Consider the following 12,458-nt stretch of genomic DNA (forward strand, 5'->3'; position numbering starts at 1 on the left):
TATTGCCAATTTTTCGCGTCAGTTAAATAAGAAAAATAAACCAGTATGGAAACCACAGGACAAGCCGATCCTTATCGTGCCCAGGCGCTTCATGCATTAAAAGAGTATTTTGGCTTTGATGCCTTTCGCCATCCTCAAGAAGAAGTTATTCATGATCTTATTCATGGTAACGACCTTTTAGTATTAATGCCCACGGGTGGCGGTAAATCACTTTGCTACCAAATTCCCGCATTAGTGCGTACCGGTGTGGCAATAGTAGTTTCTCCTTTGATTGCCTTAATGGAAGACCAGGTGGCTGCACTAAAGCTACAAGGAATACGGGCTGCTTACTATAATTCCTCACTGTCTAGTGAAGAAGCACGGTTAGTCTTAAAACAACTGCATGCCAATGAGCTAAACCTCCTTTATATTGCGCCTGAGCGATTAATGAATACTTCTTTTCTTGAACGTCTGAAAGAGTGTTCCTTGTCGTTGTTTGCTATCGATGAAGCCCATTGTATTTCACAATGGGGGCATGATTTCCGCCCTGAATATGCAACGCTTGGCTTGTTGAAAACCCATTTTCCAGAAATTCCTGTTATCGCCTTAACAGCCACAGCAGACCAGCAAACGCGTCAGGATATTATTAAAAAACTGAATTATAACCCCAAACAGTTTATTGCTTCATTCAACCGCCCTAATATTCACTATACGGTGGTCATTAAAAATAATCCCCTAAAACAATTACATCATTTTTTGCAAGCACAAAACCAGCAATCAGGCATTATTTATTGTGGGACACGAAATGAAGTTGAGCGAGTCGCACTGAAATTGCAAGAACTCGGTTTTAAAGCAAGGGCTTACCACGCCGGACTGAGCTATCATGAGCGGCGGGAGGTTCAAAGTCTGTTTCGCCACGATCGCATTGATATTGTGGTGGCGACGATTGCTTTTGGTATGGGAATTGACAAACCCAATGTACGGTTTGTAGTTCACTATGATTTGCCTAAAAACATTGAAAGTTATTATCAAGAAACCGGGCGCGCGGGGCGCGATGGATTACCAGCATTCGCAGTATTACTTTTTGACCCAGCTGATAGTGGCCGTTTACGCGGTTGGATAGCTACCACACCCAGTGAAACCCAACAACGTATAGAAACAGGCAAACTCAATCATATACTAGCGTTTGCCCAGGCAACACACTGCCGTCGCCAAATTTTACTACGTTATTTTGATGAACCCACAGAGAAAGCATGTGGCTATTGCGATGTGTGTGATAATCCCCCACAAACCGTGGATGCCACCGAAGATGCCCAAAAATTACTGTCCTGTATTTATAGGCTTCGACAAAACTATGGCATGACTTATATCATTGATGTCCTACGAGGGAGCACCGCTGAAAAAATTCAACAGGCAGGCCATGATCGACTAAGTACTTATGGTATTGGTAAGACTAAGTCCGCCAACTACTGGAAACAATTAGCCTGGCAATTAATTCATCGAGAGTATTGTTACCAGGATATCAATAGCTACAATGTCTTGCGTTTAACGAAGAAAGCTGTTGCTGTATTGAAGAATGAAGAACAAGTTTCCCTGTCCCTTCCACAAGTAGACTTGATCACCAAAAGTACAAAAAACAAACAGCGCGAAACTTCCTCTACAACCAATAACCCCCTTTTTGAGACTTTGCGTGCTTTGCGCCGTAAGCTGGCAGAAGAAGAAAATAAACCCCCATTTATGATTTTTAGTGACACAACCTTGCATCAAATGGTTAGGGATAAACCACAAAATTTAAATGAATTACTGGCTATTTCTGGCGTAGGCCAACACAAACTTAACCATTACGGTTGGCATTTTTTGAAGGCATTACGGGAATATAAAGAAACAGTAGAGGGCTAGTGTGATTTTGATAAACAGCGGTAAATAGATAGGTTGGGTCCTTTCGACCCAACACAAACCATCCATGGGAACTTTAAAAGCAATAACCTTTAATTAATGCGCGTGACACCCAATTTTCAAATGAACCTGATAATATTTACTTTTAGAGTTTTCAATAAATCCTCGGGTTTGCATTACTTCATACCAATCCAGTTTTCCATGTACTTTGGCAGCTTGCGCTACAGCATTATTAATAGCCTCTTCAATACTTTCTTCTGAAGTACCAACCAGCTCAACGACTTGATACACGCGATTACTCATTTTCACTCCTTGAAATAGTTCAAATTCCTTTACTTGGTTTTTAACTACAAACTTTAGTCTAGACGAATTTCAACTATTTAACATATAAATTTCAGAATAGATAGTCTTACTGGGATATTACCTCTGTATATGACAAAAAAATCTGTCATGCCCGCGCAGGCGGGCAACCATTTACGGTTTGGCACAATAGCAAGATAAGGTAACTCGCTGACATACAAGGAAAATCATTGTTCGTCTGGCATATAAAACCATTAATTTTCAACAGGCACTAAAAATTCTGAATCCTGTCTCATTATCGCCTACCGACTCCTAATCATTTATCATATTACAGCGGATTACCCCATGGATAAATAATGGTGGTCCAGCAAGAAAAAGTGGGGACTTTGGCAACCAACCAGGATGAGTAATGGAAGAGAAGCGATATTTTGTTTATATATTAGCCAGCAAAGTATATGGAGCCCTTTATACTGGCGTTACCAGTAATCTTGTGCAACGAGTATACCAGCACAAGGAAGGCTTGGCTGAAGGATTTACAAAAAGGTACAATGTTCATCGCTTGGTTTATTATGAAATTCACCCTGATGTTTATGAAGCACTAACCAGAGAAAAACGCATCAAAAAGTGGAACAGACAATGGAAAATAAACCTGATTGAGCAAAACAATCCTCAGAGGCTCGACTTGAGCATTGGATTATTTTGATGGATGGTTGCCCGCCTGCGCGGGCATGACAGATTTTTTTGTCATGTACAAAGGGATATTACTATTCGTTGCGTAGACTTGTTAACTGAATTGTTTGTCCCAAATCTAATACCACTGGTGTCCCTAGAGGAACAGGGAAATTAATAAATCCATGTCCAATTCCTGATACTTGAATGACCGGCACCCCACAATCATGAGCAAAACGTTCTAACACCGGTTGTATTAATGTGGAGCCATCTGGTTCTGCGCCACCTGAAAAATCACCCAATAAAATAGCAGCAGCATCCTTAAAAACATTAGCTTGCAGTAAATGCGTCAACATGCGATCCACCCGATAACCACGCTCCCCAATCTCTTCGAGTAAAATAATTTTGCCCGCTGCGTCAATTTGCCAATTAGTCCCCGTACTTGCCTGCACCAAGGATAAATTTCCACCCGTAATAGACGTGTGAAGACTAACAGGTTTTTCAGCAAGCTTATTCAATGGTTTTCCTACAAACCTGATTTCATTTAAGCCAAACAACATCGCCCTGACTGCCTCTGTCGATTCTGATGAGAATTTATCGACAGCGAGTGCTCCATGAATACTCGGCCATTGCCATTGCCGTTCGAAAAATAATAATAGAGCGGTAATATCACTCATACCAAGAAAGATTTTTGGTACCGGCGGGGATAACTTAGTCAACTCAGGAATCAAACGCAATGAACCATAACCACCACGTGCGCAGATGATTGCTTTCGTTTCAGGGTTCTCCAACGCTTTTTTTAATGCGCTAAATCGCTGAGTATCATCATTGGCACACAACAAGTCATCACCAAAAATTGCATCATCGATATGACAATTTAGTCCCCAGGAAACCAGCAACTCCTTAAGATCTGCCAGGTGTTTGTCGGTACAACGGGAAGCTGGAGCAATAATTTCAACAAGATCACCTTCTTTCAAAATAGGTAATTTTTGCATTTTATATTTCCTAATATACGTCGATTCCAGGAGCTACAAGCGCTATATCGGCAGGAGAATGCAGCATACCTCCTGTATAATTTTTATTGCCTGCAGCGAAATATTTATCAATTTTCTCTGCTGTAACATTCCCCAGGCATTCAACTATTCCCCGCTGCTCCTTACTGCAGTAGTAATTAACATAATCATAGAGTTTGTCAAAGGACAGTTGGGTGTTATCTTGCGAAAAATGGAACACTTCATAATTAACTAGTTGCCAATGTTCGTCTTGATTAACCAAATCAACTGTTTTTATAGAAGGTTCATTACCATGAGATGTCGACAAGCCAGGAGAAAAATAAACGCCTGCAATAATATTTTGCGAACTATCTTTAATCACTCTCAATTCTTCAGCATGCGTGTGAGAAGCAAGTAATCCTATGATAAGCTGATGATACTTGTTGATAAGTTTTAAAAAAGCAGCCTGTTCCTTAGACACCCAGAAATTGGAATGATCAATGATGTTATTTCCTGGTGGGATATGCATGGTAATTAAGACACTTTCCTGGCCCATGCTCGCTTTTTGTAACTGTTTCTCTAGCCACTGAAGTTGGTTAAATGCCTCTTGCTCGGAAGTTTTGCGGTTTGGAGAAAATAACACCGTGTTTAAAGATAGAAGACGCAGTTTAGGTTTCAGATAAGCAGAATAATATCCATCACTTGTATTTTCAGTAAGCAAACAAGGATAGTTTGACTGCTCTTGACAAATCACGCCAGTTGACAGAAATCCATTCGCCCATCCTGCCTGTCTCGCAATATCATAAGGACTTTTTTCCATACGTTCTGAATCACTGAAGGCCCCATAGTTAGCTTTTAATGAATCATTATTGCCAAAGGTATAAAATATAGGAGTATTGGGGAAAATATCTTTTAATACTCTAAAAACCATTGCTTCGTTTTCAACGGTGCTTTCAGAACTATAGCGCACATGACCAGCAATATCTCCTAAAATAACAATGAATTCAGGGGATACAACCTTGCCGTTTTTAATATTAGTGTCAATTTCAGTGAGAAGCCTTTCGAAGGTAGCGTAATCCAGATCATTATTTCTATCATATTTTAAGGGGGTGATTTCCATTGCATGAGTAGATGCTACATCAAGATGAATATCAGAAAGTATTAAAAAATGGTGCACAGGACTAACGGCTCTCGCTACAAAAGGAAATGAGGCAATAAGAGAAATTAAAAGAATGACTAACCGCATAAAATACCTACATCATTTGCTGCTGTGCTTTGGCAATTGCCCGACGAATCATTTTGGCTTCTTCCGATTGCTCTGGGGCTAATCTTAACAAATGCTGCCAGTAACTGACTGCCTGTTCATAATTGTGGGTACTGTAGGCATCCATAGCCAGCATAGCCAGTGCATCAGGTTGATCTGGATTTTTTTGCAATAATTCGTTGAATAAATTTCTGATAGCGTCGTTAAATGTTTGTTTATTCAACTGCCAAAGCGCTTGGGCGTAATTGACCGTGGCTGCATCATCGGCTGGACTGAGTCTATGAGCTTTCTCAAATGCTTCTTTCGCAGATTTCCATTGCTCTTGGCTTGCGTATAATCGTCCAAGCAAATACCAACCACGTGCGCTGTCAGGTTGGGCTGCAAGCCGTGCTTTTAATTTCTCAATAATCTGGGAAGGGTTTTTTATGGTTTGCAAAACTGCCTGGACTTTCCGCTGCTTTTCCTGCCGTTGCAAAAAATCATCCCACGCAGGCAAAGCTCCCCAATAAAAATAGCCTGCCATCAACATTATTATCATTACTGGAACTAGCATTAGAAAGGTTTTTTTTGACTGGCGTAAGGGATAATAAACAACAGGCAATGCTAAAAAAACCAACAAAGAGAAATAAAACAATAACCACCATTTATTCATTTGAACTTCGCTTTAAACAGGTGCGCCAAAAAATAATGAAACCTGACAATAGAAATATAACAGGGCCAAACCACAAGAATGCTGTTAAAGGTTTAACGGGCGGTTTAAACAAAATAAAATCACCGTATCGCGCCGTTAAATAATCAATGATTTCGCTATCCGCCTTTCCTTCCCTAACAAGATTGTAAACCTGATCGCGTAAATCTTTAGCCAAGCTTGCATTAGAATCTGCCAAATCCTGGTTTTGACAAACCAGGCAACGTAATTCTTTAAGCAAATGAGAAAATTGTGCTTCCTGTTTGGCATTTTCAAGAGGATAAAGAGCATTATTGGCAATGCTTACTGTACCAAATAGGATAAATATTAGAAACAGAAAAACGTTAGAGTTTCTCATGCTTCCTCCTGTAACAACTTCATACGAGGTAAAAATTCTGTATTCCATGAGGTATCATTCAGGATCCCCACATGCCTGAAACGAATAACACCTTTTTTATCGATTAAAAATGTTTCGGGGGCACCATACACCCCTAAATCAATTGCCACCGAACCATCATGATCTTCACCAATTGCGCGATAAGGATTTCCCCATTCTTTTAGCCATTGAGTGGCATTCTGGGTATCATCTTTATAATTTAAACCGTAAATAGGCACACCTTCCCGAGATAGCTGCATCAAAAAGACCTGCTCCTCGATGCAGGCAGAGCACCAACTCGCCCAGACGTTTAGCAATGACACCTGTCCTTGCAATATCTTGGGTGTAAAGGGATGCCCACTACCTAGTGACGTCAATTGAAAAGCGGGGAGTGCCTGATTAATTTTTGCGGATGGTAGGGTTTGTGGTTCTAATGATAACCCCCTCCAGAGAAACAACACGAGCAATACGAAAAAAAATAAAGGGATTAAGCGCCAGAATTTCATGCCAATACCTCATCCACTGTTCTCACTGCATGTCGCTTTTGATAGTAGCGTCTATCACTTAAGGCAAGCAATCCTCCTAGCAAAATCATAAAACCACCACCCCATATCCAGCGGATAAAAGGTTTATAATATAGACGCACTGACCAGGCTTTATCGCCTAAGGGTTCTCCCAATGCCACGTAAATATCACGGAAAGGACTAACATCGATGGCTGATTCCGTCATCGCCATTTGCCCCACATTGTAAATGCGCTTTTCGGGATAAATCACAGCAGCTTTATCGCCATGACTTATTTCGAAACGAGCTTGGGTACCATGGTAATTCGGTCCTTCCAATAACGTTTCATTGACAAATTGAATTTTAAACCCAGCGAGTTGAGCAGTATCGCCAGGAGCCATGCGTACGTCGTCTTGAACCCCGTAATTGCAAGAGATGCTAATCCCGATAACAGTGACAGCAACACCACAATGGGCAACGACCATTCCCCAAAACCCCTGGTGTAAATTTAAAATACCGCGTTGCTGATGCCGCACTAAAATTAATTTGCCCGTACCAAAAATAACCCATAGTGAAAGAACCAGTCCTAATAAAGCAGCAAGATTAATGACAGAAGTCAGCAACCATAAAAGACCAATCGCAGCAGTAATGCTTGTAATGAATAACCCCATTATCAGCGGAAGTAATTTTTTGCCGTCATGTCGTTGCCAATTTAAGTTCACTCCTATACCCATTAAGAGCAATAAAGGAACCATCATTGGGTTAAACACAGCATTAAAATAAGGTGCCCCTACTGACAATTTTCCTAGCCCGAGCCCATCAATAAGCAAGGGATAAACCGTTCCCATCAATACGGTCAACATCATGGCGGCTAGAAAAACATTATTCAAAAGAAGTACGCTTTCTCGAGAAATGGGTGATGGATGCGTGCGATTTTGCAACGTTTGTGCCCTGAGGGCAAACAAGAGTAAGGAGCCTCCGATAACAATCAACAGGAAACATAAAATATATAAACCACGCTGGGGGTCTACTGCAAAGGCATGGACAGACGTTAAAACACCTGAGCGCACCAAAAACGTACCTATCAAACTCAAAGAAAAAGCAGTGATAGCCAACAACAACGTCCAGGCTTTAAATAGTTGACGCTGTTCACTGACTGCCAAAGAATGCAGAAGTGCTGTGCCCACAAGCCAAGGCATAAAGGAAGCATTTTCAACGGGATCCCAAAACCACCAGCCTCCCCAGCCTAACTCACGATAAGCCCACCAACTTCCAAGCGTAATCCCTGTTGTTAAACAACACCAGGCCGCTAATGTCCAGGGCCTTGTCCATTTAGCCCAGGCAGACTCAACGCGACCGACCCAAAGTGCCGCAATAGCAAAGGCAAAGGCTACAGAAAAACCCACATAGCCCATATAAAGCATTGGCGGATGAAATAAAAAGCCAGGATCTTGTAGCAAAGGGTTTAAGTCACGCCCCTGGGTATTTAATAATTGAAATTGTCGGGCAAATGGATTGGATGTTGTTAATAAAAAAAGAATAAATCCAATACTTACCCAACCGAGTACGACCAATACTCTGGCGCGCATGGATTTATCCAGGGTGGCGCTAAAAAAGCTGACTGCCAGCATCCATAAACTCAGTATCGCCACCCAGAGAAGCATGGATCCTTCATGTCCTCCCCACACCGCACAAAGCTTGTAAAACCATGGCAAGGAAATACTGGAATTGGTTAATACATAAATGACACTGAAATCATCACGCAAAAAACAGACAGTAAGACAACAATAAGCAAGCGCTATAAAAATAAACTGGCCAGTCGCATAAAATGGGGCCGCAGCTATCCAATCCTGAGTATTTCGCCATAAACCCAGCGTAGGAATAACCGCAAGCAATATTGCGAACAACAGGCTCAATAGCAATGAAAATAAACCAATTTCAGCAATCATCCGCTTTTCTTTTCTCCTAATTTCCCCGATTTAGCCAAAGCTTCTTTTACCTCGGGTGGCATGTAGTTCGCATCGTGTTTGGCAAGCACTTCCTGGGCTTTAAAGTGATGGTTATCAGTCAACGTACCTAAGGCAACAATACCTTGTCCTTCACGAAATAAATCAGGCAAGATGCCGCGATATCTGACAGTGACCACCTGATTAAAATCGGTTAATTGAAATTCCACCGACAAATTTTTTTCCTGACGTAAGATACTGTTTTTGACAACCATCCCGCCAAGGCGAATAAGTCGTTCTTTAGGCGCCTCCCCTTGCGCTACTTGCGAAGGCGTGTAAAACAAGCTGATATTTTGTCGCAACGTATAAAGCACCAGTCCGGTCACAATGCCCAAGACCGAAAGAATAAATAAGACAAGAGTAAATTTACGCCGGCGCACTGGATTCATCGTTGTCTCTTAAACCATTGTTGTAAATGCCTGATTGTCCGCGCACGCTGAACCCGGATACCCAATATATTGCCTAACAAAACAAGGGCAGCCAAGGCGTAAGCTGACCACACATAAGTTGAATATCCGCCCATTGAGCACCACGTGACAATTTGATTCATACCCCATCACTCTCCATTAAATTTTTTACCCATTGCTGTCGTTGTTCACGCAGCAACAATTCATTCCGGGCTCTGTGCAAAATAATCCAAAGGCAGTAAAGGAAAAAGCCAATTAGCGCCAACAGTAAAGGATACAGCATAGGCGTCGCAATTTTAGGCTTTGCAAAGAGGGATAACGTAGCTCCCTGATGCAGTGTATTCCACCAATACACCGAATAATGAATAATGGGCAAATCAACCAGGCCCACCAATGTTAAAATGGCGGCGATTTTATCCCCTTGTTCCTTATCCTGAAACGACGTTTTTGTCGCCAAAATAGCCAGATACAAAAAGAATAAAATAAGCTCCGAGGTTAAACGTGCATCCCAAATCCACCAGGTACCCCACATTGGTTTACCCCAAATGCTTCCTGTTACCAGGGCAAGAAACGACATGGACGCACCCACCTGTGCCACAAGGCCAAGAATTAACCCAGCCATTTTAATACGCCAGACTAGCAAAAGTAGGGCAAGAAACCCCATCCATGCATAGAGTGCCATGGACAGAAATGCACTCGGGACATGGATGTAAATAATACGAAAGGCATCGCCTTGCTGATAATCGGCAGGCGCAAAAACTAATCCCCAGATTAGACCTGGAAGTAAAAATACCAATGCACCACCTCCTATCCAGGCCAACCAAGGCTGGGTACGCTGATAAAATGTTTTAGGCGAAGCCATTTGGTATAAAAATTTCCACATAGGAGATATTTGAATCAGAAAAAAGAGAAATTTTACCATGCATTAATCAGCAAGGCTAATGCGAATAATTCCAGCAATCGCAAACGGTAAAAAAGCCGTCGCCAACAGCGAAATTGCCGCTAACAGCGCTAAATAGCCCTGTGCTGAAAAACCTTGCATAACAGCAAATAAGCTGCCACTGCCAAAAATCATGACTGGCACTGTTAAAGGCAGTAAAACCAGAGCCATTAATACCCCTTTTCCGGCACTAAAAGCAGCTGCCAGCCCACATAAAAAAAGAATGGCGGGAGTTCCCAGAATAAGGCTTGCGATTAAAATCACGGTTTCCACGAAGGTTAAGTTAAATAACAAGGCCAATAAGGGAGAAAAAATCAGCATAGGCAACAAGTTAAGAAACCAATGTACCAGCAATTTTGCACTAACGATAAGACTTAATGGATAACCTGAGATTAACCACTGCTCCACTGCCCCATCTTCATAATCTTGTTGAAAAAGGTTCACCGACGACAGTAACATTGCCAAAAGCATGGCTATCCAAACAACACCGGGCGCCACTGTTCGCATAATAGAAGTTTGCGGGGGCATGGTCAGGGGGAAAAAAACAGCCACCATTAAAAAAAACAAAGAGGAATGCAGTAACAGTCGAGGTTGGCGAAGATGCAGCAGCATTTCACGCTGGATTTGACGCTTGAATACAATGGCAAGACTAGTCATTATTCCCCGTGGCTTTCATAAACAATATTCCAGATGACTTAAGCGGTCAGGTAAATGTTGATGTGACGTTAAAACAATTAGACCACCTGAAGCAAGATGATTTTCAATGGATATGATAACCAACTCAATTGCCTCTTTATCTAAAGCAACAAAAGGCTCATCCAGCAACCATAAATGGGCATCAGTCATGGCTAAACGCAATAACCCCACGCGTCTTTTTTGACCGGCGGACAAATGTCCACACCTTTCATGCTGAAGTTCGGACAGGCCAAACCGTTTGACTAACTCATCAAAGTTAATCTCTGCCCTACCCCAGTGCATATCAAAAAAACAATTTTCTTTCACTGTTAATAGAGGGTTTATGCCTGTTCTATGCCCTAGATAACATAATTGATGCTGGTATTCGAATAAGTTCTTTGCAATAGGTTGACTATTAAAATAAATTTCTCCCTCCCGTGGAGACAATAGTCCTGCGAGTAATCGCAGTAAGGTGGTTTTCCCCGCCCCATTGTTACCTCGCAAATGCAATAATTGCCCTTCTTCTACTGAAAAGGTTATCTGGCAAAGCAAAGGTTTATCTTGGTAATCGAAACACAGCTCGCGTACTTCAAGCATAAAATCGGGCATTAATTAAAAAAGGCAGACTATCTAGAAATTGGTATTCTGGCAAGAGGCTTTTTCCGAAAAGCACTTGCACCTGTTCAAAGTCATAGGGATAATCGTCTACTTTGTTTAATGAAAAAAAGGTAGATGATGGAATTTCTGTCCGAATATGGTTTATTTTTAGTAAAAACATTAACGTTAGTCATAGCCGTACTTCTCACGGTAGCAGGTATTGCCGCAATAAGCCGCAAACCTAAACATAAACTGGAAATTACTTCACTGAATAAACAGTATGAAGAAACAAAGCAGCGTATGTCTCATGATATAAAAAATAAAAAGCCTGCAAAAAAGAAGAAGAAAAAAACAAAGGATGAGAAAGCTTCTTTGTATGTACTTGATTTTCATGGCGACATTAAAGCCAGTGAAGCGGAACAGTTACGCGAAGAAGTTACGGCGGTTCTAGCTGTTGCTGAACCTAGCGATGAAATCGTTGTGCGCCTGGAGAGCCCCGGTGGCGCAGTAAACAGTTATGGGCTTGCTGCCTCACAATTGCAGCGAATACGGGACAAAAAAATCCCCCTCACAGTTTGTATTGACAAAATGGCTGCAAGCGGTGGCTATTTAATGGCATGTGTAGCCAACACCATTATTGCTGCCCCTTTTGCGATAATTGGTTCGATTGGTGTTGTGGCTCAACTACCTAACTTTCATCGTTGGCTAAAGAAAAACAATATAGATATCGAACTGTTAACGGCCGGCGAATATAAGCGTACATTAACCATGTTCGGTGAAAACACTGAAAAAGGCCGCCAAAAACTGCAAGAGGATATCGAAAAAATTCATCAAGCTTTTAGAAATTATGTATTGGAAAATCGCCCACAGCTGGATATCGATAAAGTAGCCACCGGAGAACATTGGTTGGCAAGTGATGCTTATGAATTAAAGTTGGTTGATAAACTCAAAACAAGTGATGATTATCTAACAGACAAAATGGCTGATTTTAATGTTTTCAAAATTAATGTTCAGAGTAAAAAATCTCTCGCAGAGAAATTGCTTAAACCAATGCTAAAGTTAATTCACCCCTGGGCATAGAGGCCCATATCCCGGTTGCAAGCAACTGAATCTTATACACATCTCTGAAAACGCATTCCAAACCCTACTTTCCGACGTCCCGCGGC

15 protein-coding genes are annotated in these 12,458 nt (G+C 41.6%); 3 read left to right on the plus strand and 12 right to left on the minus strand.

What is annotated here, in order from left to right:
* Window positions 1-45 precede the first annotated feature (45 nt).
* Window positions 46-1,878 (plus strand): DNA helicase RecQ, encoded by a 1,833-nt coding sequence (gene recQ / locus Ljam_RS04575; protein WP_058448958.1) that lies wholly within the window; start codon window positions 46-48, stop codon window positions 1,876-1,878.
* 93 nt (window positions 1,879-1,971) lie between these two features.
* Here recQ and Ljam_RS04580 read toward each other — a convergent pair whose 3' ends face one another.
* Entirely contained in the window at window positions 1,972-2,178 is a 207-nt protein-coding gene (locus Ljam_RS04580; protein ID WP_058448959.1) for a dodecin, read from the minus strand.
* A 406-nt stretch (window positions 2,179-2,584) separates the two neighbouring features.
* On the opposite strand from Ljam_RS04580, the gene Ljam_RS04585 reads away from it, so the two are divergent.
* Entirely contained in the window at window positions 2,585-2,878 is a 294-nt protein-coding gene (locus Ljam_RS04585; protein ID WP_058448960.1) for a GIY-YIG nuclease family protein, read from the plus strand.
* A gap of 61 nt (window positions 2,879-2,939) precedes the next feature.
* Here the strand turns inward: Ljam_RS04585 and Ljam_RS04590 are convergent, their stop codons facing one another.
* From Ljam_RS04590 to ccmA, 11 genes are read right to left on the minus strand one after another with little or no spacing between them, the layout of a single operon-like run.
* Entirely contained in the window at window positions 2,940-3,839 is a 900-nt protein-coding gene (locus Ljam_RS04590; protein ID WP_058448961.1) for a S66 peptidase family protein, read from the minus strand.
* A 10-nt stretch (window positions 3,840-3,849) separates the two neighbouring features.
* Window positions 3,850-5,082 carry a metallophosphoesterase gene (locus Ljam_RS04595; protein ID WP_058448962.1) on the minus strand — a complete coding sequence of 411 codons (1,233 nt, stop codon included), beginning with the start codon at window positions 5,080-5,082 and terminating at the stop codon, window positions 3,850-3,852.
* Between the two features lie 7 nt (window positions 5,083-5,089).
* Window positions 5,090-5,752 carry a tetratricopeptide repeat protein gene (locus tag Ljam_RS04600; RefSeq protein ID WP_058448963.1) on the minus strand — a complete coding sequence of 221 codons (663 nt, stop codon included), beginning with the start codon at window positions 5,750-5,752 and terminating at the stop codon, window positions 5,090-5,092.
* Window positions 5,745-6,146, minus strand: coding sequence for a cytochrome c-type biogenesis protein (locus Ljam_RS04605; protein WP_058448964.1), 402 nt, complete (start codon window positions 6,144-6,146; stop codon window positions 5,745-5,747). Before Ljam_RS04605 ends, Ljam_RS04600 begins: the two co-directional genes overlap by 8 nt.
* Window positions 6,143-6,670, minus strand: coding sequence for a DsbE family thiol:disulfide interchange protein (locus Ljam_RS04610; RefSeq protein WP_058448965.1), 528 nt, complete (start codon window positions 6,668-6,670; stop codon window positions 6,143-6,145). The genes Ljam_RS04605 and Ljam_RS04610 overlap by 4 nt, the downstream gene beginning before the upstream one ends.
* A complete protein-coding gene (locus Ljam_RS04615; RefSeq protein WP_058448966.1) occupies window positions 6,667-8,616 on the minus strand; it encodes a heme lyase CcmF/NrfE family subunit in 1,950 nt (649 codons plus the stop codon). Before Ljam_RS04615 ends, Ljam_RS04610 begins: the two co-directional genes overlap by 4 nt.
* On the minus strand, window positions 8,613-9,062 hold the full coding sequence (gene ccmE / locus Ljam_RS04620) for a cytochrome c maturation protein CcmE (RefSeq protein WP_058448967.1): 450 nt from the start codon (window positions 9,060-9,062) through the stop codon (window positions 8,613-8,615). The genes Ljam_RS04615 and ccmE overlap by 4 nt, the downstream gene beginning before the upstream one ends.
* Window positions 9,059-9,223, minus strand: coding sequence for a heme exporter protein CcmD (gene ccmD, locus Ljam_RS04625; protein ID WP_058448968.1), 165 nt, complete (start codon window positions 9,221-9,223; stop codon window positions 9,059-9,061). Before ccmD ends, ccmE begins: the two co-directional genes overlap by 4 nt.
* Entirely contained in the window at window positions 9,220-10,002 is a 783-nt protein-coding gene (locus tag Ljam_RS04630) for a heme ABC transporter permease (protein ID WP_074881715.1), read from the minus strand. The genes ccmD and Ljam_RS04630 overlap by 4 nt, the downstream gene beginning before the upstream one ends.
* Window positions 10,003-10,005: 3 nt before the next feature.
* The gene (gene ccmB, locus Ljam_RS04635; RefSeq protein ID WP_058448969.1) at window positions 10,006-10,677 is read right to left on the minus strand and encodes a heme exporter protein CcmB; all 672 of its coding nucleotides are present in this window, start codon (window positions 10,675-10,677) and stop codon (window positions 10,006-10,008) included.
* Window positions 10,678-10,692: 15 nt separating this feature from the next.
* Window positions 10,693-11,292 carry a cytochrome c biogenesis heme-transporting ATPase CcmA gene (gene ccmA / locus Ljam_RS04640; protein WP_058450736.1) on the minus strand — a complete coding sequence of 200 codons (600 nt, stop codon included), beginning with the start codon at window positions 11,290-11,292 and terminating at the stop codon, window positions 10,693-10,695.
* A gap of 138 nt (window positions 11,293-11,430) precedes the next feature.
* Here ccmA and sohB point away from each other — a divergent pair, with 138 nt between their 5' ends.
* Complete coding sequence (gene sohB, locus Ljam_RS04645; protein ID WP_058448970.1) at window positions 11,431-12,372, plus strand: protease SohB; 942 nt, start codon at window positions 11,431-11,433, stop codon at window positions 12,370-12,372.
* The last annotated feature ends 86 nt before the right edge of the window (window positions 12,373-12,458 follow it).

Source organism: Legionella jamestowniensis (assembly GCF_001467745.1).
GTDB classification, from domain to species: Bacteria; Pseudomonadota; Gammaproteobacteria; order Legionellales; family Legionellaceae; genus Tatlockia; species Tatlockia jamestowniensis.